The organism is Vreelandella arctica (assembly GCF_037070215.1).
GTDB classification, from domain to species: Bacteria; Pseudomonadota; Gammaproteobacteria; order Pseudomonadales; family Halomonadaceae; genus Vreelandella; species Vreelandella arctica.
Genome location: NZ_JBANSN010000006.1, coordinates 125,426 through 145,369, shown reverse-complemented (window position 1 = coordinate 145,369; position 19,944 = coordinate 125,426). Strand labels below are relative to the sequence as shown.

Genomic DNA, 19,944 nt, shown 5'->3' with positions numbered 1-19,944 from the left:
GGAGCAGTATGGGCAAGCTAACCACGTACACGATCAGCTTCTTGATGGCCGCTTTGCTGGGCATCGGGGCGGCCATCATGTCAGGTGCGGCTTTTGGGCAAACGGTTTTCAGGGTCATTGATGAGCACGGCAACGTTACGTTTACCGATAACCCTGGCCGCGGCGGGGAGGCGTTGGAATTGGCACCGTTGCCAAGCCTGCCGCCTGGGTTAAGCGCAGCTACGGCCAGTGTAGCCACGCCCGCTACTGGGCGCCCACGTGGCAAGCCAGGGCAGCCTTTTATGCCGTATGACCATTTTTCGATTGCACTGCCCCAGCAAGGCGCACGGCTGCCGGAGCGAAGCACCGCGGTGGAAGTGGCTATTGCGCCTCCGCTGCGCGATGACCACCAAGTGCGGCTGATAGTGAATGGAGAGATTAGCCAGACCGCGCTGCACAGTGATGTTTTCTGGTTAACGGGGCTTCCTGCGGGGCAGCACGAGCTTCAAGCAGAGCTACTGGATAGTAGCCAGCGTTTACAGCACCGCACGCCCGCAGTGACGATTACGGTTCCTTAGACCGGGTGGTTAAAATCTCGAATGCACTAAATTGGTGCGGTTGTGGAGGCATTTGGCGCGGTGATTGCGCTAAAACGATCCATCTTCTTTTATTGCTATGCCCGCAAGCCGTGCAACTAGGCATAAATGCATAATTGGCGCGCTTTTTGCAGTTCCCTCATTGATTATCCACCTGTAGGTCTGCAACGGCGATGGAAGACGTAATTTCTCAGGACACCACCATGCATCAGCGTTTGCTTGAACATCTCACCACGGCGGTACTGCTGCTGGACGGCGAGCTGCGTGTGCGCTGGATGAACCCTGCCGCTGAAGCCTTACTAGCGGTTAGCTTAAGCCGCGTTCACGGCATCAGCCTAGATACGCTTCTGGGCGGTGTTGACAGCATCGATGAGGTATTGGCTAAAGCGCGGGATGCGTTTCATCCTTACACCCAGCGAGAAGCGCGTATTACGCCGCTGAACAGTGAGCCGCTGACGGTCGACTACACTGTAACGCCGCTATCGGACGACGAGTTACTGTTAGAAGTGGAGCCGCGGGATCGGTTAATGCAGATCTCGCGTGAAGAGGCGCTGACCACTCGCCAAGAAACCATCAAGATATTGGCCCGTGGGCTTGCTCACGAAGTGAAAAACCCGCTCGGCGGGATTCGTGGTGCTGCACAGCTGTTAGAACGGGATTTAGACGATCCGGCGCTGCGCGAATATACCCATATCATTGTGGAAGAGGTGGATCGGCTGCGCGACTTGGTCGACTCCATGCTGGGCCCTAACCGTGTGCTTAAGCATGAGCCGGTCAATATTCACCGGGTGTTGGAGCGTGTACGCGCGCTGTTAATTGCCGAGCATCCCAGCGTTGTTATTAGCCGCGATTATGACCCCAGTTTGCCCGACCTTTCCGGCGATGAATCTCAAATGATTCAAGCGGTACTCAACGTTGCACGCAACGCCGTGCAAGCCATGAGCGATGCTCAAACCCCTGAACCTACCTTAATATTGCGCACCCGCGCCCGGCGACAGTTTACCCTCGGGGCGGAACGCCACCGCTTAGTCAGTGAAGTCTCGGTGATTGATAACGGCCCAGGCATTCCCGATACGCTGCAGGAAACGCTGTTCTACCCGATGGTGTCAGGACGCGCAGAAGGCAGTGGCCTTGGGTTATCGATCGCCCAGTCGATTTTGCACCAACATCAAGGATTGATCGAATGCGACTCACGACCCGGACATACCGAATTTCGTTTACTGATTCCATTGGTAATAATTTTACCGGAGAAGCGTCATGACTGAGGCTACACGTACCGATGTTGCGCGGGTGGTGATTGTCGATGACGACCGCGCTATCCGCTGGGTGCTGGAGCGCGCCTTGGCGCAGCCCGATCTCGATGTTGAGTGTATTGAGCGTGCAGATACAGCCCTTGCGCGTTTACTGGAAAGCCCTCCCGACGTGCTGGTCACCGACATTCGTATGCCAGGCATCGACGGCCTGGACTTAATGGCGAGAGTACGCGAGGCGCATCCCGATCTACCGGTGATCGTGATGACCGCCCATTCCGACCTAGACAGCGCCGTCGCTTCCTATCAGGGCGGGGCGTTTGAATACCTGCCTAAACCGTTTGACGTTGATGAAGCCCTGGCGCTGGTGCGCCGCGCCGTGGCCCACGCCCGGGAACGCCAACGACCGGTCGCCGTGCCGGAAGGCTTAAACGCTGAGATTATTGGTGAAGCGCCCGCGATGCAGGAGGTGTTTCGCGCCATTGGCCGTCTTTCTCACTCGCATATCACGGTGTTAATCAACGGGGAGTCGGGGACGGGTAAAGAGCGCGTTGCCCAGGCGCTGCATCAGCATAGCCCGCGTGCCGGTAAACCCTTTATCGCGTTGAACATGGCGGCGATTCCTCGCGACTTGATCGAATCGGAGCTGTTTGGCCATGAGAAGGGTGCTTTTACTGGGGCGGCACAGCAGCGCCAAGGGCGGTTTGAGCAGGCCAACGGCGGCACACTGTTTTTAGATGAAATAGGCGATATGCCATCGGAAACCCAAACGCGCCTGCTGCGCGTGCTGGCGGATGGTGAGTTCTATCGCGTCGGGGGGCATACGCCGGTCAAAGTGGACGTGCGTATCATCGCCGCTACTCACCAAAATCTAGAAGTGCTGGTGGATGACGGCCGCTTCCGGGAGGATTTGTTCCACCGCCTGAACGTGATTCGTATCCACCTGCCGAAACTGGCTGAAAGGCGCGAAGATATACCACGTTTAACCCGACACTTTCTGGCCGAAGCGGCGAAAGAGCTGACTACCGATATCAAGGTGCTGACCAGTGAAGCGGAAGCCCACCTAACACGCTTGCCGTGGCCCGGTAACGTGCGGCAGTTGGAAAATATCTGCCGGTGGCTGACGGTGATGGCGTCGGGGCGTGAAATCCTGGTTGAAGATTTGCCGCAGGAACTGCGCTCGCCAAGCGCTTCCGAAAGTAGCGCCCATGGCGATTGGCGTACGGCGTTTCGCGACTGGGCGGATCATGCCTTGGCCGAAGGCCATACCCATCTTTTGGAAGAGGCGGTGCCCGATTTTGAGCGGATTCTGATTGAAACCGCTTTAAAGCATACCGGTGGACGCAAAGGTGAAGCCGCTGAACTGCTTGGCTGGGGGCGTAATACACTGACCCGCAAATTAAAAACGCTGCTGCCAGCACTGGCTGACGAGTAAAGGCTAAGCAGTCGTTACTGCTCAAGGCGTTTAATCTCAGCCAATATCGCCTCAGCTTCTTCGGTAAGGGTGGCATTGGCGCGCATATCGCCGTTACGAGACGCTTCCATCGCGGCTTGCAGTTTACGCTCATAATTTTGCTGGAGTTTCTTTTTGGGGTCGCGCTTAAACATGCCAAACATAAGCAATTTCCTCACTATCTGGTTTTGGTGTACACCATTTGTATAGGTTTTGGTTGCTTGTGTCGAATGTTTGTTTTGGTCAGCGGTTATGCGTCGTTCTGAGAGTCCGCGCTGCATTGACATAGAAAGCGCTCAAAATCGACCAAAATGGTGTCGAGGCTGGCGTGTAAGCGGTGATCATCGTCCACCATTCTCAGCGACAGCCGCTGCAGGCGAGCACGTTCAATCACCGGTTCAGGGGCAACGATATCATCGCGCCAGCCGTGAACAATGTGCGTGTGGCGTGCCTGGATGGTGGGCGACGTTTCAGGGTAGGCGGCTATGCCTAACGCGGGGGCTAACAAAAAACAGCCTAATACGGGCTGCTGAGCGCTGACGGCCGCGCTTAGCCACCCGCCCAGGCTTGAACCTGCCAGTACACAGTGGGCAGGGTCATCACCGCGCTCGGCTATCACCTGTAAAAGATGCTGAAGACGTTGCTGGGGCTCTGCCATGCCTCGATAGTCCATTACCACGGGCTCACAATCATCTAGTTTTTCAGCAACGCCTTTTAGTGCCTGGATTTTAAGTGCCCCTGGGCCGCTCTCTAGGCCGTGGGATAAGTAAACAGTCATCATCACGTTTAGCTCGCTGAGCGTTGGATAGCTTCTCCACCCTGTTCGATATCCTCACCAGCACCCCGAATGGTATTGCAACCACTTACCAACAGAAGTGTGGTCATGACGAGTATGGCAAGCGCAATAGTACGTTTCATAGCGGTTTCCTCAAAGGCATGGGCGTGCGTCAAACATTGATAGAGCTGTCTGGACACTTTTTAAAGCAAAGCCTTTTTATAGCAAAGTGGGAAGGTTCGTTAGCAAAAATAATCGCTGTTGCGCCGTTTCGCCATCATTTTAATGTGTTTCAGCTAGATAGATGTGTCTTGATAACGTGTGCTTATGTCGCATGTGCCAGTTCTACACATCAAAAGTGCAGGGAAATTAGCCTATTTGGAGATGTTTGTTGTTTTTAAGTTATTGTTTTTAATTATTAATGTTGATTATTGGCATGGCTTGGCGCAGTCCCTGCAGCTACTGAGTAGTTGCGTAGAAGTTCAGTTGTTTAGCTCTAGCCGTTTAGATAATTGTTATTAGTAACTAAGTGAGTGGGTTGAGAGAAAAAAGGAAGGCAGGACGCCGAAAGACAAACAGGGAGTTAAGTTAAAGGACAATCCGCCCACTCACTGGTTGCAGCGCAAGGAGGCGCTGTTCATCAGACCAAGGAGTGGAGTCGGTGCAAAACGGCCATCTCGTGAAAACGGGGTGGTCTTTTTGCGTGCGAAAAATATTTTAAGTACTTGATTTTTATATATTTTAAAATTTAGCTTTTTGCATCGCTTTTGTACACACAGCTCTCGTACAGATAAAACCTGTGTTTTAGTCTATCCTTTCGATAAAACCAAATGTAGCGGTTAGAAAACGTCAACGTAACGACCGCACACGACCAGGGACAAGATTATGGCGATGGCATTGATGTTATGCATGTTTGTTTTGTTCTTAGGGTTTTCGGGGGTTGGTGTGTATATGATGTTTAAGACATCTTTCATGGCCACTATGGACGAGCGCGATGACATGCCTCCCGACATTTAACCAACTGCTCTAACCATAACAATTATTTAAAAATAACTAAAATGCCCGCGTAAGCAGGCATTTTGCGTTAGTGCTTCCAACGGCCTTTGCCTCGCTCAGGCACCATACGCTCGAAATAGAGCAAGCCAAATGCAAGCCAGCCCACGGTTAATAAGCGGTAAAAATAAGTCGGAAGAAAACGGCCATTACCCCATCCAATAAAGGCTGACCAAGGCAAAGGCATAGCCCAATGCAGCGCCTGCCAGTACATCACTCACATAGTGCAGCCCCAGTCCGACGCGGGAGATCGCAATCAGTAGGGATAGCGGTAGGATCACCGGTAGTAGCCAGGGGGTGTGAGCGGCTACTAATACGCTAAACATCACCGCATGCATGGTGTGGCCGCTGGGAAAACTATAACGATCACGTGCCGGTTCACAGCACAGGATGCCCTCGCTATAGGTGATAAAGGGCCGCTCACGACAGAGTCGTGTTTTTACCAGGCGATATACAGCTATGGCAAACAGCGCAATAACGCTGTACTGCATCAACCGCCACGAGCCGTTTGGTTGAAGCCAGGGCTGGGCCAGAATCAGCAGCACCCATACCGGCCAATCACCTAAGCGGCTGGCAGCTTGCAGAGTAATGCGCCAGGGGCGATACAGCGAGAGCCGCGATATGCGCTGGCATAATTGCCACTCTAGTAAATCAAGACGGTCGAATACGACAAGCGGACGCGGGCGCATGGTGAGCCTCCTGGGCTTGGTGTAAATAACGCAGAAACTGCTCTGCAATCCCTGTCCAGCTCTGTTCAAGTGCACGTAAGCGCGCTACTCGACCTAGGCGCGCGTAGTCAGCGGGGTGCTGGCACAGCTCGACCGCTGCCTGCTGAAAGGCAGCGCTATTGCCAGCGGGAACGGTAATACCGTTATAGCCACTATTAATGAGTTCGGCGCTGGCAGCATGCTCATAAGCCACCACGGCTAAGCCGCTGGCCATTGCTTCTGCGACCACATTCCCCCAGGTTTCTGAAAGTGAGGGGAAAATAAACAGATCGGCACTGGCATAGTGGCGAGCCAGCGATTCCTGCCCCACGAAGCCGGTGAAATGCGCGTCCGGCAGTGCTTTTTCCAGCTGTGCCCGCGCAGGGCCGTCGCCTACGATGACCTGAGCGATATCGGGACGCACTTCGCGCATGGCTTGAAGGCTTTCATGGAGCAGGGTGAGGTTTTTTTCGGCGGCTAACCGACCAACATAAAGTGCGACCGGCTGATGTTCGCCTACGCCCCAGCGCTGGCGCAATTGTGTATCACGATGAGCAGGCGAGAAGCGCTCTCCGTCTAGCCCACGTGAAAGCACATGGATATCCCGGATCCCTTGCTGTTGAAGCGTATTAGCTTGCTGATGGGTAGGCACTAACGTTAGGTCGCAGCCATTATGAAAGTAGCGAAGGTAGCGCCGTGTGGTCGATGCCAGCCAAGTAACACCATAATCTTCGCAGTAGTGATCAAAGTTCGTGTGCCAACCCGCCACTAGAGGGATATTGAGCCGCCGTGCCGCTTGACGAGCAGCCCAGCCGAGCGGGCCTTGGGTTGCTAAGTAGATAACATCAGGGCGATGTTGGTCCCAAAAGCGTCGTAATGTGGCGGGTGTGACTAATCCCACCTGAACATCGGAATAGCCGGGTAAAGCAAGGCGCTGCACTTGCAGTTCGCTGTTCACCCCCGTTGCATGACTAGGGGTTCTTGGGCGAGGACGAATAACATCAACCGGCACTCCTTGCCGACGAAGTTCGTAGCTTAACCGGCTCAGCGTATGGGCAACGCCATTAATATCCGGTGACCATGTTTCACTGACGATGCAGAGCCGCATAAGCGATCCATCCCTTTATCACGTTTTTATGCAGTGTGGGCAGAGTGAATGACACTGCCGAGTCAAATGGATGAACAAGCGATGACAACGTGGTAAGGAATGATAACGAACGGCAATGCCATGACTGTCAGAAAGCCAATCGCGCGATTATCACCTAGGCTGGGTAGGACGCATTATAAATGGCAACAGGGAGACAAACATGAAGCCGACAGTGGTAATTACGGGAGCCAATCGCGGCGTAGGTTTAGCGTTGGCAGAGCACTATTTTGACGCTGGGTGGCAGGTTATAGGCGTTTGCCGTCAGTCGTCGGAAGAGCTCGAACGCGTGGCTAATCAAGTGATTGAGAGCATTGATGTGACCCAGCCAGATGATATCGTCCGCCTGATAACGGCGCTCGACGGGCAAGTGATCACGCTGTTAATTAACAATGCAGGCATGCTGCGTGATGAATCGCTTGGCGATATTGATCTCGACAGTATCCGAGAGCAGATGGAAATTAATGCCTATGCGCCGTTGCGGGTGGTCGAGGCGCTGCTCCCCAACCTTGCCGAAGGCAGCAAAATCGCCAATATCACTAGTCGAATGGGCTCAATTGCTGATAACGACTCCGGTGGGCGCTATGGTTATCGAGCCTCTAAAGCAGCGCTGAATGCGTTTGGTAAATCGCTGGCAGTAGATCTGAAGCCCAAAGGTATTGCGGTAGCCCAGCTTCACCCAGGCTATGTGCAAACACGCATGGTCAATTTTGGTGGATTAATAAGCCCGCAAGAAGCTGCTTTAGGGATTGCTGCCCGTATTGAAGCACTGACACTAGATAACAGTGGTGGGTTTTGGCATAGCAATGGGGAGCTTCTTTCCTGGTGATCGTTGCGGGACATGAAAAGCATCCTTTGGTTGCACCGTTGTCATTCGCCAGGATAGCGAATCGGTATCTACACTCGTAACTCCGATAATTGGTTCAAGGAGGAATGCGATGAAAATGTATTTACGTTTCGGCGCTATGATCGTGACGGCGACCGTGATCATGTTGGGGTTGATGTACCTGAACACTTACCAGCTAGACCATGTCACTTTCAGTGAAACTCGTACTTACATGGCTATTGTCATGGGGGCCACGATGGCAGTGGTCATGCTGGGTTTCATGCTTGATATGTACTCCAAAAAGGGCGTGAACCTGGCTATTTTGGTGGGCAGCATCGTGGTCTTTGCCGGGGCGCTGTGGCTGGTGCGTAGCCAGCAGACGGTGGATGATGTTTCCTATATGAAGGCGATGATTCCGCATCACTCTATTGCCATTCTGACCAGTGAGCGTGCTCAGATAACCGATCCCCGCGTACGTGAACTCGCCGACTCAATTATCGAGACCCAGCGGGAAGAGATCGCAGAAATGAAAGCATTAATAGCGGATCTTGAGGATGAGTAATAACGTTTAGTGAAACCGCTACTGGTGGGTAGGTTGGCACAAGATTATCGAAATTCAGTTGGCGGGTAGTCGGTCGGACATTGGCTTGGAAGGCGCCATGGCGGCGGTTCACGCATAGCGCTTCCAACTTTTATGTCGGCCGGTGCCCTGTCACTCCTCATCAATGATACTTTTAAAACCACCGAAAATGAGTCGCTTGCCATCAAACGGCATTGGATTAACATCCATCTGCAAGCGCGGGTCTTGCATGACCTTGGCCATTCCTTCATCACGGACGGCCCGCGATGGCCACTCTATCCAGGAAAAGATGATGCTTTCGTCATCCTTGCGTTTGACCGCCATGGAAAAGGAGGTCACTTCCCCTTCGGGAACATCGTCTTCCCAGCACTCCACGATCCGCAGTGCGCCGTGCTCCTTGAATACAACGGCCGCGGCACGGGCATGCTCAATAAACGCATCTTTATTAGCGCTGGGTACGGCAGCGACGAAACCATCTACATAAGGGTGTGTAAGCTTGCTCATGGCTGTTCTCCTATTACTGTTTTATTGTGCTTTAGGGGAGAGTTCTCGAACGGGGCGTACCTCAATGCTGCCCAGCCGGGCTGGTGGGATGCGGCTAGCCAGCTGCAGCGCCTCATTCAAGTCGTGGGCTTCGAGCAGGTAGAAGCCGGCCAACTGCTCCTTGGTTTCCGCAAAGGGACCATCGGAGATTAACGTCTCGCCATCGCGTACACGCACGGTGGTAGCGGTTTCTACTGGCTGTAACGCTTGTCCGGCTAGGTAGTGGCCGTTGGTGCTCAAGCGCTCTACCCCGGCGATACACTCATGATTGAGGTCTTGCCATGCCTGTTCGCTCATGGCGTTGATAATCTGCTCTTGGTAATACACCAGCGCAACGTACTTCATGGGGAGTCTCCTTCTGTGGTCAAGGGACAGTTGTCTGACGAGACATTTATCATCCAGCCGACGCCAAAACGGTCGGTTGCCATGCCGAACCCTGGTGACCAGAAGGTCGCTTCGAAAGGCATGATGATCTTTCCACCCTCCGCTAGTTGAGCAAAGGTTCGTGCGGCCTGCTCGATATCCTGATACTCCAATTGAACCTCTACCCCTTGCGGTGGTGTATAGCAGTCAGCCGCCATATCGGCGCCCATCAAGCGGCGGCCCCGTAGATTCAGCGAAGCATGGATAATGCGGTCGTGGAGTTCCGGCGGTGAGTGTTCAACTGCGGGCGTTTCAGCATAGGTCAGCAGGCACTCCAGCTGCCCTCCGGTGACATCGGCATAGAACTGCATGGCCTCCCCGCAGGTGCCGGGAAAGGCAACGTGCACGTTCATGGCATTCGGTACACGAGCAAGGTTACGGTGCTGCTCGAGTCCGGCGCCGGGCTCAAAATCCTCCAGCGAGAAGTAGCGCCGCAGCTCCAGGGTCACGTTGCCATCGGCATCCTGGGTGGGCCACTGCTGGGCCCACTCAATGGCCGCCTGTAGGGAGGGGACTTCGAGCACACTGTAACCGGCAATACGCTCACTGGCTGGATACAAAGGCCCGGGGATGATGGTGGGCTCACCGTTTTTGAACCGGATCAGACACCCGTCACTGGTCGGATGTAAGCCATCGCCGCTCAAAAACACGCCTGCCTCGGTCATGCGCTGGTTATAAGCAGCCATGGCGGCAAGCATTTCCTGGGATGGCATAGCACCATTCTCTGTATTGGCATCGGCACGGCGTATCAGCATGAATTTCATTGAGAGAGCCTCCTGGTTGGTCAGGGTAGTGACTCTCTCTAGTCGTTTGGCATCGTCTTGAATCGACATAGCCTAAGCATTTTTTTATGGGGAATTTTCGAGCTCTGCCAATCGCCTGTTCAAAAACCGTTTTTCTGGCTCCAGAGTGGCCAACAGTAGCGCTTGCTGATAGGCGTTACGTGCGGCCTCATGCTGGCCTTGGCGGCGCAGTAAATCTGCTTTTGCGGCATGAAAGAGATGATAGCGGCTTATTTGCGGGTGATGGGCGATGTCGTCGAGTAACTTCAGGCCGGTGTCGGGCGCACCATTCATGGCAATGGCGACCGCACGATTCAGCGCCAGGATGGGGGATGGAAAACCTCGGCAGAGGACATCGTAGAGCCTGACGATACGCCCCCAATCGGTCTGCTCGGCGCGGCTGGCCTGGGCGTGTACGGCGGCAATCGATGCCTGAAGGGTGTAGTACCCGGTAGGGGTGAGCGCCAGCGCCTGTTCCAGCCACGCTATGCCGACGTGGATATCCTCTTGGTGCCATAGGCGTCTGTCCTGAGCATCCAATGTCACCAGTTCTCCGTCGTTATCCTGGCGCGCATCCCGGCGGGCATTGTTAAGCAGCATCAAGGCCATCAGCCCAAATACCTCACCCTGGGGCAGTAGCCGTGCCAGCTCATTGCCCAGTCGCATGGCTTCTTGGGTTAGGCTGATATCGACCACGCTGGCGCCCGTGCTGCGTGAGTAGCCCTCATTGAAGACCAGATAGATAACTTGGAGCACATCGGGTAGGCGCTCGGGTAACTCTTCCTGGGTAGGCACGGCATAAGGAATATGCGCATCGCGAATTTTACGTTTGGCTCGTACGATACGCTGAGCCAGCGTCGGAGGCTTCATCAGTAGCGCGCTGGCTACTTGCTCAGTGGTCAAACCGCATATTTCGCGAAGCGTCAGGGCAATCCGTGCTTCCATGCTCAAACTTGGGTGGCAGCAGGTAAATAGCAGCCGCAAGGCGTCGTCTTCGATAGCCGTTAGCTCAAGATCCAGCGTCTCTTCTGTAGGTAACCGCTCTGTGGGTAATAGCAAGTGAGCCCGACGGCGAGCAGTACTGCGCTGGCGGATTTGGTCGATTCCGCAGTGGTAGCCGGTGCGAATTAGCCATGCCGTGGGGTTATCAGGTTTGCCGTTAACTGGCCACTGTTGAACAGCCGCCATAAAGGCGTCCTGCATGGCTTCTTCGGCCAGCTCAAAATCCCCCAGCAGGCGTATCAGCGTCGCCTGCACGCGCCGGGAGTGCTCACGATACAGGTCATCAATGGATGCAGGTTCAGTACTCATCAAGGGAGATCCGTAAGCTTTATCTCAAACGTAGCGCATGGTTTCTCCGTTGACTTGTTTTTTGGGAGGGAGGCGTTCAATCCCCTGTGCGTTTCCCCGTGGCGCTGTTGAAAGGATGCAGCGCGTCCCGGGTCACAAAAAATCGCAGGGTTTCGCCTTCGGCTACCGGCGGCTGGCCCGACACGCGGATGACCGTGGGCTGGTCGCTATCAGCGAGGGTCACGTACAGGTGGCTTTCGGCACCGGCGGCTTCAAACAGCGCAAGCGTAGAGTCGACAGTTAGGTAAGGCGTAGTCGGCGGCGCCAGGTGCATATCGTCCGGTCGAATGCCGACGATATCGGTACCTTCGGGCAGGTTATCCAGCAGGCCGTTGGCACCCTGGGCTTTGAGGTAATCCACCGGCAGCATGTTCATGGCGGGCGAACCGATAAAGCCGGCCACGAACATGGTGGCAGGGCGGGCGTAGATCTCCATTGGCGTGCCCACTTGCTCAATCTGACCGGCGTTTAGTACCACTAAGCGATCGCCCAGGGTCATGGCTTCCAACTGATCGTGGGTCACATAGAGGCTGGTGGTTTTCAGTCGTCGCTGTAATTGCTTGATCTCCACGCGCATCTGCACACGCAGTTTGGCATCCAGGTTGGAAAGCGGCTCATCAAACAGAAAGGCCGCAGGCTCGCGCACCAGAGCGCGACCCATGGCTACCCGCTGGCGCTGGCCACCTGAGAGCTTGCGCGGCTTGCGATCCAGAAAATCCTCGATCTCGAGCATCTTGGCAGCAATGCGCACGCGCTTTTCAATCTCGTCTTTTTTAAACCCACGGTTTTTAAGGCCGTAGGCTAGATTGTTGTACACCGTCATGTGCGGGTAGAGCGCATAGTTCTGAAACACCATGGCGATATCACGCTCGGCGGGCTCTAGCTTATTGACCACTCGGTCACCGATTTTGAGCGTGCCTTCGGTAATGGTTTCAAGCCCCGCTACCATGCGTAGCAGGGTAGATTTTCCGCAGCCGGAAGGCCCGACTAGCACTACGAATTCACCGTCTTCAATGTGTAAGTCGATGCCTTTTACCGCGTTCACGTTGCCGGTGTAGGTTTTCTTTAGCCCTTCCAAGGTAATGCTGGCCATGCTTATTTCTCCGTCTCGGTCAGGCCTTTCACGAACAGGCGTTGCATAAACAGAATCACTAATACTGGCGGCAGCGCGGCCATCACCACTGCGGCCATCACCAAATGCCATTGTGGGTTCTCTTCCGAGGTCATGCGCTGAATGCCCATCACGATGGTGGTGTAGTCGGGGTCAGTGGTGATCAGCAGTGGCCAGAGATACTGGTTCCAGCCATAAATGAACATGATCACAAACAGCGCCGCGATGTTAGTCACGGAGAGCGGCATTAATATGTCTTTAAAGAATTTGAACGGCCCGGCGCCGTCCACCCGGGCGGCTTCGAGCATCTCTTCGGGAATGGTCATAAAGAACTGACGGAATAGAAAAGTCGCGGTGGCTGAGGCAATCAATGGTATCGACAGCCCGGCAAAGCTATTGAGCATATTAAGGTCCGCGACCACCTGAAAGGTGGGGATAATGCGCACCTCAACCGGCAGCATCAGGGTGACGAAGATCAGCCAGAAGAAGAACATCCGAAAACGGAAACGGAAGTAGACAATCGCAAAGGCGGAAAGTAGCGAAATGGACAGCTTTCCCACGGTGATGGCCATGGCCATCACAAAGCTGTTCCAAAGCATCAGCGCGGCAGGCGGGGAGTTCGCTGACGATATGCCCGATTGCCACATCTGGGTATAGTTTTCGATTCCATGGCTGCCGGGCAGCAGCGGTAGGGTGCCACGCATTAACTCACCCGGCGCCTGGGTCGAGGCCACCAGGGCGATATAAACCGGAAAGACCACCAGCGCGACGCCGATGATTAACACGGTATGGGCGAAAAAATTGGCCCATGGGCGATTTTCAACCATGACAACACTCCAACGAGGCCGATTTAATAGTACGTTTGTTAATAGTTCACGCGCCGCTCAATAAAGCGGAACTGAATCACCGTGAGCACCACCACAATCACCATGAGGATCACCGACTGAGCTGCGGAAGAACCCAAATTGAGGCCTACAAAGCCATCGGCGTAAACTTTGTAAACCAAGATATTGGTCGACTGAGCCGGTCCGCCTTGTGTAGTGGCGTGGATAATGCCGAAGGTGTCGAACATGGCGTACACCACGTTAACCACCATCAAGAAGAAGGTTGTGGGTGAAAGCAGTGGGAAAATGATCGTCCAGAATCGCTTGATAGGGCTGGCGCCATCAATTGAGGCTGCCTCAATGAGCGATTGCGGAATAGACTGTAGACCCGCCAAAAAGAACAGAAAGTTGTAAGAGATTTGCTTCCAGGCCGCGGCAAGAATTACCAGCAGCATGGCGTCGCTCCCCGAGTTTCGGTGGTTCCACTGGTAACCGACCATTTCCAGCATATAGGGCACGATGCCGATGGAAGGGTTGAAGATAAACCACCACAAAACACCGGCAATCGCAGGCGCAATGGCGTAAGGCCAAACGAGGAGCGTGGTATAGGTGCTGCGTGAACGAATCATCCGGTTCACAGTGCTAGCCAGCAGTAGCGCCACCGACATTGATACCAGCGTGGTGCCAACAGCGAATATGGCGGTCACCGACATCGAATTGAGGTAGCTACCGTCGCGAAATAGACGGGCAAAGTTTTCCAGGCCCACAAACGTAGAGCGCAGCCCAAAAGCGTCTTCACGCAGTAGCGATTGGTACAGCGCTTGGCCCGCAGGCCAGATAAAAAAGATCAGAGTAACTATTACCTGGGGCGCCAGCAGCGCGAAAGGCAGCCATCGCCCTGGAAACGTCATGCGTTTAGTTTGCATGGGCAGCTCGCATGTAAACGAAAGCGCCGCCTACCCTAAGGGAAGGCGGCGAAGTAAGTGCTTATTTACTGGTTGGCGGATTCAAAGTCACGCAGCAGCGCATTACCGCGTTCTACCGCGTCGTCTGCGGCTTCCTGTCCTGATTTACCACCGGTCATTACGGCTTCCATCTCTTCGGAAATGATGTCGCGAATCTGTACGAAGTTACCAAAACGAAGGCCTTTCGAGTTCTCGGTCGGCTCGTTGAGCGTCATCTGCTGCAGAGAAATATCCGCACCGGGGTTCTCTTCGTAGTAGCCCTGCTCTTTGCTCAAATCCCAAGCGGCTTGGGTGATGGGTAAGTAGCCGGTCTGCTGATGCCACTCTGCCTGTACTTCAGGCTGAGAGAGGTACTCAAAGAAAGCGGCAACGGCTTCATACTCATCATCGCTGTGGCCTTGAAGTGTCCAGAGCGTAGCGCCACCGATAATCGAGTTCTGCGGTGCGCCTTCTACGTCGTCGTAGTAGGGCTGCATCCCAAAGCCGACTTCAAATTCTGAGTTGGCGGCGACATCGGCGCGGGAAGCTGAAGAGCCAAAGAAAATCGCACAGTCCTGGGAGTAGAACATCGGCTCGGAATCCGGACCGGTGCCGGGGCCAGCCCAGCGGTAAATGTTCTCTTCCTGCCAGTCGTGTAGGTTATCCCAATGGCGGGCGACCAGTTCATTGTTGAAATTTAGCTCGGTCTCCATGCCGCCAAAACCGTTTTCCAATGTGCCGAGCGGCGAGTTATGCATGGCAGAGAAGTTTTCCAGCATTACCCAGCTAGGCCAAGAAGAAGTGAAACCACAGCTAGCCGCCCCGGATTCGACGATTTGACGAGAGGCATCGGCCAGCGCTTCCCATGTTTCGGGCGGCTGCTCAGGGTCAAGGCCCGCTTCTTCAAACACGTCGCGGTTGTAGTACATGATTGGCGTAGAAGAGTTGAACGGGAAAGAGAGCATGTTGCCATTGGTGTCGGTGTAATAACCGACCACGGCGGGCAGGAAGGCGTCGTTATCGAAAGCGCGACCGTGCTCTTCCATCAGTTCATATACCGGATAGATGGCGCCTTTGGCGTTCATCATGGTGCCGGTACCAACTTCAAACACCTGCAGGATATGTGGCTGTTCGTTTGCACGGAAAGCGGCAATGGCACCGGTCATGGTTTCGGCATAGGTGCCGCGGTAGCTGGGCGTGACCTGGTACTCGTCTTGGGACTGGTTAAAATCCTCGGTGATGCCTTCAAGGATTTCACCGAGCTGGCCGCCCATGGCGTGCCACCAGCTAATTTCCGTGGCGGCCTGGGCGGATAGACTTAGGCTGGCAGTCGCCACCCCAACAGCAAGCGCGTGTAGTGATAAACGAGACATAACAGCTCCTTGTGGGCCTGAACTTAATCAGGTGTGCAGTGTGTTATTAAGTTTTATTGGATGCACTGAACAGTAGAAAGTGACGATGACGTTTTGATGAATGCGAGGTGAACACGCGATGACATTCATGGCTAATGACGGGGAGTAGGCGAAGTGTCGGGAGGGTGTTAGGGTTAGCGGTAAGCTATTTTTAAAAAGCTGTTGCTGAAAAGCTATTTTGGAAAGAGAACATAATGCCTCACGCTATCGCTCTACTCGAAAAACTGGTTGCCTTTGACACCACCTCCAGCGAATCCAACTTGGCGCTGATTGAGTATGTTGAAGGCTATTTGGCCGAGGTTGGCGTTAGCGCCGAGCGGGTGATGAGCCCCTGCGGCACCAAGGCCAATTTGATTGCAAGAATCGGCCCAGATGCCCCAGGAGGGGTAATGCTTTCCGGGCATACCGATGTGGTCCCCGTGGCAGGACAGCCTTGGTCGAGCGATCCCTTCACCCTGCGCGACGGTGATGATGGGCGGTTCTACGGGCGGGGTACCTGCGATATGAAAGGTTTTGTCGCCTGTGTCTTGTCGATGGTGCCTAACTGGGTGAAAGCGCCTCTGCAGCAGCCCATTTATCTTGGCTTCTCTTACGATGAAGAGATCGGCTGCGTGGGTGCGCCCAGCCTTATTAAGCGCTTTTACGAACACTACTCCACCACCGCCCATGTGATTGTTGGCGAGCCCACCAGCATGCAACCTGTGGTCGCGCAGAAAGGCGCTACCAACCTGCGCACTACGGTGACTGGCCAGGAAGCCCATAGCAGCCAAGTGAATCAAGGCACCTCGGCCATTCACGTGGCGGCAAGACTCGTCACCTTTATTGAAGACACCATGGCGGCGTTGGTCGAAGAGGGGCGAGTTGATGAAGCCTTTAACGTGCCTCACACCAGCCTACATGTGGGTAAAATCAAAGGCGGAACGGCCATCAATATTATGGCGCGGGAGTGTCAGTTCGAGTGGGAAATTCGCCACCTGCCGACCGACACCTTCGATGAGATATACGCGCGCTTTGAAACGTTTTGTGAACAGCTAACCGGCGAACTTAAGGCCAAAGGTAAGCACGTTGACATCACCACTGAGCCGCTAAACGTGACAGTGCCGGGCTTGGCCGACCGCGATAACGACCAGGTGCTTCGCTTAGCCAAAGACCATTTGCCAGCAGGGTGCTGCGACCATGCGGTGGCTTACGCTACAGAAGCAGGGCAGTTCCAGGGCCAGGGCTTACAAACCATTATTCTCGGTCCTGGCAGCATTGCCCAGGCGCATCAGCCCGATGAGTATATCGATATTGAACAGCTCGAAGCGTGCGAGGATTTTCTAACCAAAATGGGTAAGGCGCTCGAAAGGCCTGCTGAAGGAAGTTAATGGTCACCCAATAAAAATCCCACCCGGTTAAAGGGGTGGGATTTTTGGCGTTACCATTTCAGTGCTGAGGATGTTGTTCAAACAGCTCAGCTTTTGCATGGCGCATCACATCTTCGCACGCCTGCTGTTGGGCTAACTGCGTCAACAGGCGCTGAGTTACTTCGAAGCCCTTGCCTAAGCAAGTGTCCACTTCCTGTGGGCTAACGGCTGGCGTCACGCGGTAATCGATTTTTACCGTGCGCCCGCCACCTTCCAGTCGATCCGCAACTCCCCTGAGCCGCCACGCGATTTTCTCTTTCCAAGTTGCTGATTCTTCCGCGCCTTCGTTTACGCTAAACGTGCACTGCCATTCCGGTTTAAAGACCTTCATAGGAGAACCTCCAAAAATTTTGGAAAGAATGATCAATCGTGATTCGTACTCCGTCGTCTGAATGTATTGCCCCACTACTATATACCTAACGTGGCATGAAAATCGAAACAATAGTGATACACGTCGGGCGACGCGCATAGGATGTATCGGTTAGGCTATAGAAGATGACGTTAAAGAGCCTAAGCTATGACCCGCACGACTGATGTAAGTTGCCCCTGTGGTAGCGATTTAATGCTGAGTAGCTGCTGTGGCCGGTACCATCAAGGCGAGATAGCGCCTACCCCTGAAGCGCTAATGCGCTCTCGCTATTCGGCCTTTGCATTAGGCTTAAGCGACTACCTACTGGCCACGTGGCACCCCACCACACGGCCATCTGAACTTGGGCAGGATCCCGATACTGAGTGGAAGTCGCTAACCATTGTCTCAGCAGAGCCACCGCTTGGAGATAGCGGCTATGTTCATTTTAAGGCCTATTTTTATGAACGAAGGCGAGAGCAAAAAGGGTGGCATGTATTAGAGGAGGTTTCCCGCTTCGTTAAAGAGCAACAACGTTGGTGGTATATCGATGGCGCCCCGACGCTTGCCCGCGTAAAGCCACGCCGAAACGACCCATGCTTATGTGGTAGCGGGCGTAAATTGAAGGTATGTTGCGGTGAATAGTGGCATTGCCCAGCCTGGAAAAGCCGAACCTCAGTGGTATCTCTATTTGCTGGAGTGCCAGCGCGGTACTTACACAGGCATTACCAATAACCTCGCGAAGCGCTATCAAGCCCACTGCACGGGCAAAGGGGCGCGTTATACCCGTGCTAATCCGCCCATTGCGCTGCTGGGCGCCGAGCCGTTTGAAGACCGCGCCGCTGCCAGCCGAGCTGAGTATCAGTTAAAGCAGCAAACGCCGAGCCAAAAACGCCGCTGGGCCAAACAGTGGCCTATTCAGTTAGATGCCCATTAAGGAGTCGGAATGCTGACGTTTTATTCAGAGGACAGCCGCTTACGACAAGCGCGCACAGAGCTACATGACGGCGCGTTGGTCACCCCGTTTGAGTGCCCGGAACGCCTGGATTTAGTGCTAAAGCATCTCCGCCATTCTGGGCTTGGCGATATTCGAGCGCCCGCCGCCTACGGGCTGGCACCGGTGCTAGCGGTGCACGATCAAGAGTATGTGACGTTTCTAGCCAACTGCTGGAAAGCGTGGCAAGCGGCTGGACATGAGGGAGAGGCGATTCCCAATATTTGGCCCGCCCGAACCATGCGGGGGGATCGCATTCCGCAATCTGTTAGCGGTCAGCTAGGCTATTACGCGCTGGCAGCAGAAACGTCCATTTCAGAAGGTACCTTTGAAGCCGCGATGGCGAGTAAAGACGTGGCGTTGGGTGCGGTAGAGCATACGCTACAAACCGGCGAACCCAGTTTTGGCCTGTGCCGACCGCCAGGCCACCACGCCGCGTTTGATCAGTTCGGCGGGTACTGCTTTTTTAATAACGCCGCTATTGCCGCCCAGCGGGCGCTGGATGCAGGCAAGCGCCGGGTCGCCATTCTTGACGTCGATTTTCATCACGGCAATGGTACCCAGCAGATTTTCTACAAGCGTGACGATGTTCTATTTATCTCATTACACGGAGACCCTGAGGTAACCTTTCCGTATTACTTGGGCTACGCTGATGAAAGCGGCGAAGGTAAGGGCGAGGGCTTTAATATTAATTACCCGTTGCCGCCCGGTACCAGCGTGACCAAATGGATGGCCACACTGGAGCAGGCGTTGGCGCAGGTGAAAGCCGCTGAGTGCGAGTGTTTAATCGTATCGCTAGGGGTCGATATCTTTGAGGGCGACCCGATAAGTGCCTTCACTTTTACCAGCGCGGACTTCACTCTGTTAGGTGAACGTTTGGCGCAAGCGGGCTTGCCCTGTGTGTTTCTGATGGAAGGAGGCTATGCGGTAGATGAAATCGGTGTCAATGTAGTCAACGTGTTACAAGGTTTTAAACAGGCGCTATAAAACGGCCTGGAACTACATTTAAATAAGGGTAAAGGTTAACCGTGACAGCGGCCCCTAAATCGGGCAGGCTATTGCCCTTTCAACGGGCAGGGAGCTCAAGCGTGGCAGTGTATGGTGGAATTCAGGCACATGAATTGGAGCGTTGGCTTAATGCGTTAACCAACGCCGCCTATGACCGACGCTGCCCGCTGGTAAAAGTACACGGGGGCAATGCCCGTGCGCGTACTGCCCGCCAAGATCTGCTTCATTTGGCGAACGACTACCGCTGCGGCGACTCTAGCCGCGAGGAGAGCGCCGCCGAACTCGGCCGCTGGTGCCAAACCTACCTTTCAGAAGCGGAATGGTATGTGCTAGTCGGTACCCGCCAAGCGCCTGTGCCAACCCAAGGCACAGAAGCATTAAGCGAAGAAGAGCGAAGCCTTACCGTGCTCAAGCAGCACCGGGTGGGGTAAAAGCGCT

Annotated in this window: 24 protein-coding genes; 10 read left to right on the top strand and 14 right to left on the bottom strand. The window is 54.4% G+C overall.

All coding sequences use genetic code 11. From position 1 onward, the window contains the following. Window positions 1-8 precede the first annotated feature (8 nt). From V8L70_RS07585 to ntrC, 3 genes are all read left to right on the top strand, one after another. Window positions 9-557, top strand: coding sequence for a DUF4124 domain-containing protein (locus V8L70_RS07585; protein ID WP_101147084.1), 549 nt, complete (start codon window positions 9-11; stop codon window positions 555-557). A 221-nt stretch (window positions 558-778) separates the two neighbouring features. Then, the gene (glnL, locus tag V8L70_RS07580) at window positions 779-1,840 is read left to right on the top strand and encodes a nitrogen regulation protein NR(II) (RefSeq protein ID WP_035586359.1); all 1,062 of its coding nucleotides are present in this window, start codon (window positions 779-781) and stop codon (window positions 1,838-1,840) included. Beyond that, window positions 1,833-3,260 (top strand): nitrogen regulation protein NR(I), encoded by a 1,428-nt coding sequence (ntrC, locus tag V8L70_RS07575; RefSeq protein WP_101147083.1) that lies wholly within the window; start codon window positions 1,833-1,835, stop codon window positions 3,258-3,260. Before glnL ends, ntrC begins: the two co-directional genes overlap by 8 nt. 14 nt (window positions 3,261-3,274) lie before the next feature. Here the strand turns inward: ntrC and V8L70_RS07570 are convergent, their stop codons facing one another. The 5 genes from V8L70_RS07570 to V8L70_RS07550 all read right to left on the bottom strand — a co-directional run bounded on the left by V8L70_RS07570 (window position 3,275) and on the right by V8L70_RS07550 (window position 6,921). Further along, window positions 3,275-3,442: a DUF6435 family protein gene (locus V8L70_RS07570; protein WP_144408617.1), complete on the bottom strand. Its 168-nt coding sequence runs from the start codon at window positions 3,440-3,442 to the stop codon at window positions 3,275-3,277. A gap of 86 nt (window positions 3,443-3,528) precedes the next feature. Continuing rightward, window positions 3,529-4,059 (bottom strand): YqiA/YcfP family alpha/beta fold hydrolase, encoded by a 531-nt coding sequence (locus V8L70_RS07565; protein ID WP_035564130.1) that lies wholly within the window; start codon window positions 4,057-4,059, stop codon window positions 3,529-3,531. 5 nt (window positions 4,060-4,064) lie between these two features. Then, window positions 4,065-4,196 carry an entericidin A/B family lipoprotein gene (locus V8L70_RS07560; RefSeq protein WP_008956940.1) on the bottom strand — a complete coding sequence of 44 codons (132 nt, stop codon included), beginning with the start codon at window positions 4,194-4,196 and terminating at the stop codon, window positions 4,065-4,067. A 1,059-nt stretch (window positions 4,197-5,255) separates the two neighbouring features. Beyond that, window positions 5,256-5,795 (bottom strand): phosphatase PAP2 family protein, encoded by a 540-nt coding sequence (locus V8L70_RS07555; RefSeq protein WP_176303370.1) that lies wholly within the window; start codon window positions 5,793-5,795, stop codon window positions 5,256-5,258. After that, a complete protein-coding gene (locus V8L70_RS07550) occupies window positions 5,758-6,921 on the bottom strand; it encodes a glycosyltransferase family 4 protein (RefSeq protein ID WP_176303369.1) in 1,164 nt (387 codons plus the stop codon). Before V8L70_RS07550 ends, V8L70_RS07555 begins: the two co-directional genes overlap by 38 nt. A gap of 199 nt (window positions 6,922-7,120) precedes the next feature. Here V8L70_RS07550 and V8L70_RS07545 point away from each other — a divergent pair, with 199 nt between their 5' ends. Both V8L70_RS07545 and V8L70_RS07540 read left to right on the top strand, forming a co-directional pair. Then, a complete protein-coding gene (locus V8L70_RS07545) occupies window positions 7,121-7,786 on the top strand; it encodes an SDR family oxidoreductase (protein ID WP_101147080.1) in 666 nt (221 codons plus the stop codon). Window positions 7,787-7,895: 109 nt separating this feature from the next. Further along, entirely contained in the window at window positions 7,896-8,345 is a 450-nt protein-coding gene (locus tag V8L70_RS07540; RefSeq protein WP_035565191.1) for a DUF305 domain-containing protein, read from the top strand. A gap of 150 nt (window positions 8,346-8,495) precedes the next feature. Here the strand turns inward: V8L70_RS07540 and V8L70_RS07535 are convergent, their stop codons facing one another. The 8 genes from V8L70_RS07535 to ugpB form a co-directional block, all read right to left on the bottom strand. Then, window positions 8,496-8,867 carry a DUF1428 domain-containing protein gene (locus V8L70_RS07535; protein ID WP_336269166.1) on the bottom strand — a complete coding sequence of 124 codons (372 nt, stop codon included), beginning with the start codon at window positions 8,865-8,867 and terminating at the stop codon, window positions 8,496-8,498. Window positions 8,868-8,888: 21 nt separating this feature from the next. After that, window positions 8,889-9,251 (bottom strand): YciI family protein, encoded by a 363-nt coding sequence (locus tag V8L70_RS07530; RefSeq protein ID WP_336269165.1) that lies wholly within the window; start codon window positions 9,249-9,251, stop codon window positions 8,889-8,891. Beyond that, window positions 9,248-10,162 (bottom strand): YciI family protein, encoded by a 915-nt coding sequence (locus V8L70_RS07525; RefSeq protein WP_232774932.1) that lies wholly within the window; start codon window positions 10,160-10,162, stop codon window positions 9,248-9,250. The genes V8L70_RS07530 and V8L70_RS07525 overlap by 4 nt, the downstream gene beginning before the upstream one ends. 15 nt (window positions 10,163-10,177) lie before the next feature. Further along, entirely contained in the window at window positions 10,178-11,422 is a 1,245-nt protein-coding gene (locus V8L70_RS07520; RefSeq protein ID WP_101147077.1) for an RNA polymerase sigma factor, read from the bottom strand. A gap of 76 nt (window positions 11,423-11,498) precedes the next feature. Next, window positions 11,499-12,554, bottom strand: coding sequence for a sn-glycerol-3-phosphate import ATP-binding protein UgpC (locus V8L70_RS07515; protein ID WP_101147076.1), 1,056 nt, complete (start codon window positions 12,552-12,554; stop codon window positions 11,499-11,501). 2 nt (window positions 12,555-12,556) lie between these two features. Next, window positions 12,557-13,399 carry a sn-glycerol-3-phosphate ABC transporter permease UgpE gene (gene ugpE / locus V8L70_RS07510; RefSeq protein ID WP_035565202.1) on the bottom strand — a complete coding sequence of 281 codons (843 nt, stop codon included), beginning with the start codon at window positions 13,397-13,399 and terminating at the stop codon, window positions 12,557-12,559. A gap of 38 nt (window positions 13,400-13,437) precedes the next feature. Continuing rightward, on the bottom strand, window positions 13,438-14,322 hold the full coding sequence (gene ugpA, locus V8L70_RS07505) for a sn-glycerol-3-phosphate ABC transporter permease UgpA (RefSeq protein ID WP_008957050.1): 885 nt from the start codon (window positions 14,320-14,322) through the stop codon (window positions 13,438-13,440). 65 nt (window positions 14,323-14,387) lie between these two features. Continuing rightward, on the bottom strand, window positions 14,388-15,713 hold the full coding sequence (gene ugpB / locus V8L70_RS07500) for a sn-glycerol-3-phosphate ABC transporter substrate-binding protein UgpB (RefSeq protein ID WP_336269161.1): 1,326 nt from the start codon (window positions 15,711-15,713) through the stop codon (window positions 14,388-14,390). Window positions 15,714-15,946: 233 nt separating this feature from the next. On the opposite strand from ugpB, the gene argE reads away from it, so the two are divergent. Continuing rightward, on the top strand, window positions 15,947-17,119 hold the full coding sequence (gene argE / locus V8L70_RS07495; RefSeq protein WP_101147073.1) for an acetylornithine deacetylase: 1,173 nt from the start codon (window positions 15,947-15,949) through the stop codon (window positions 17,117-17,119). Between the two features lie 58 nt (window positions 17,120-17,177). Here the strand turns inward: argE and V8L70_RS07490 are convergent, their stop codons facing one another. Then, window positions 17,178-17,489, bottom strand: a complete 312-nt coding sequence (locus V8L70_RS07490) for a hypothetical protein (protein WP_008957053.1) — start codon at window positions 17,487-17,489, stop codon at window positions 17,178-17,180. Between the two features lie 186 nt (window positions 17,490-17,675). On the opposite strand from V8L70_RS07490, the gene V8L70_RS07485 reads away from it, so the two are divergent. The 4 genes from V8L70_RS07485 to V8L70_RS07470 all read left to right on the top strand — a co-directional run bounded on the left by V8L70_RS07485 (window position 17,676) and on the right by V8L70_RS07470 (window position 19,937). After that, window positions 17,676-18,149, top strand: a complete 474-nt coding sequence (locus tag V8L70_RS07485; protein WP_101147072.1) for a YchJ family protein — start codon at window positions 17,676-17,678, stop codon at window positions 18,147-18,149. Next, complete coding sequence (locus V8L70_RS07480; RefSeq protein ID WP_101147071.1) at window positions 18,142-18,441, top strand: GIY-YIG nuclease family protein; 300 nt, start codon at window positions 18,142-18,144, stop codon at window positions 18,439-18,441. Before V8L70_RS07485 ends, V8L70_RS07480 begins: the two co-directional genes overlap by 8 nt. A 9-nt stretch (window positions 18,442-18,450) precedes the next feature. After that, window positions 18,451-19,485 (top strand): histone deacetylase family protein, encoded by a 1,035-nt coding sequence (locus V8L70_RS07475; RefSeq protein WP_101147070.1) that lies wholly within the window; start codon window positions 18,451-18,453, stop codon window positions 19,483-19,485. A gap of 101 nt (window positions 19,486-19,586) precedes the next feature. After that, entirely contained in the window at window positions 19,587-19,937 is a 351-nt protein-coding gene (locus V8L70_RS07470) for a hypothetical protein (RefSeq protein ID WP_035565219.1), read from the top strand. Window positions 19,938-19,944: the final 7 nt, after the last annotated feature.

Bases quoted from the DNA above. Each gene is read 5' to 3' on its own strand.
- V8L70_RS07585 (WP_101147084.1), top strand. From the start codon at position 9: ATGGGCAAGCTAACCACGTACACGATCAGCTTCTTGATGGCCGCTTTG.
- V8L70_RS07520 (WP_101147077.1), bottom strand. From the start codon at position 11,422: ATGAGTACTGAACCTGCATCCATTGATGACCTGTATCGTGAGCACTCC.
- V8L70_RS07485 (WP_101147072.1), top strand. From the start codon at position 17,676: ATGACCCGCACGACTGATGTAAGTTGCCCCTGTGGTAGCGATTTAATG.
- V8L70_RS07550 (WP_176303369.1), bottom strand. From the start codon at position 6,921: ATGCGGCTCTGCATCGTCAGTGAAACATGGTCACCGGATATTAATGGC.
- ugpE (WP_035565202.1), bottom strand. From the start codon at position 13,399: ATGGTTGAAAATCGCCCATGGGCCAATTTTTTCGCCCATACCGTGTTA.
- ugpA (WP_008957050.1), bottom strand. From the start codon at position 14,322: ATGCAAACTAAACGCATGACGTTTCCAGGGCGATGGCTGCCTTTCGCG.
- V8L70_RS07565 (WP_035564130.1), bottom strand. From the start codon at position 4,059: ATGATGACTGTTTACTTATCCCACGGCCTAGAGAGCGGCCCAGGGGCA.
- V8L70_RS07570 (WP_144408617.1), bottom strand. From the start codon at position 3,442: ATGTTTGGCATGTTTAAGCGCGACCCCAAAAAGAAACTCCAGCAAAAT.
- V8L70_RS07475 (WP_101147070.1), top strand. From the start codon at position 18,451: ATGCTGACGTTTTATTCAGAGGACAGCCGCTTACGACAAGCGCGCACA.
- V8L70_RS07490 (WP_008957053.1), bottom strand. From the start codon at position 17,489: ATGAAGGTCTTTAAACCGGAATGGCAGTGCACGTTTAGCGTAAACGAA.
- V8L70_RS07515 (WP_101147076.1), bottom strand. From the start codon at position 12,554: ATGGCCAGCATTACCTTGGAAGGGCTAAAGAAAACCTACACCGGCAAC.
- V8L70_RS07540 (WP_035565191.1), top strand. From the start codon at position 7,896: ATGAAAATGTATTTACGTTTCGGCGCTATGATCGTGACGGCGACCGTG.
- V8L70_RS07530 (WP_336269165.1), bottom strand. From the start codon at position 9,251: ATGAAGTACGTTGCGCTGGTGTATTACCAAGAGCAGATTATCAACGCC.
- V8L70_RS07535 (WP_336269166.1), bottom strand. From the start codon at position 8,867: ATGAGCAAGCTTACACACCCTTATGTAGATGGTTTCGTCGCTGCCGTA.
- ugpB (WP_336269161.1), bottom strand. From the start codon at position 15,713: ATGTCTCGTTTATCACTACACGCGCTTGCTGTTGGGGTGGCGACTGCC.
- argE (WP_101147073.1), top strand. From the start codon at position 15,947: ATGCCTCACGCTATCGCTCTACTCGAAAAACTGGTTGCCTTTGACACC.
- ntrC (WP_101147083.1), top strand. From the start codon at position 1,833: ATGACTGAGGCTACACGTACCGATGTTGCGCGGGTGGTGATTGTCGAT.
- glnL (WP_035586359.1), top strand. From the start codon at position 779: ATGCATCAGCGTTTGCTTGAACATCTCACCACGGCGGTACTGCTGCTG.
- V8L70_RS07555 (WP_176303370.1), bottom strand. From the start codon at position 5,795: ATGCGCCCGCGTCCGCTTGTCGTATTCGACCGTCTTGATTTACTAGAG.
- V8L70_RS07525 (WP_232774932.1), bottom strand. From the start codon at position 10,162: ATGTCGATTCAAGACGATGCCAAACGACTAGAGAGAGTCACTACCCTG.
- V8L70_RS07545 (WP_101147080.1), top strand. From the start codon at position 7,121: ATGAAGCCGACAGTGGTAATTACGGGAGCCAATCGCGGCGTAGGTTTA.
- V8L70_RS07560 (WP_008956940.1), bottom strand. From the start codon at position 4,196: ATGAAACGTACTATTGCGCTTGCCATACTCGTCATGACCACACTTCTG.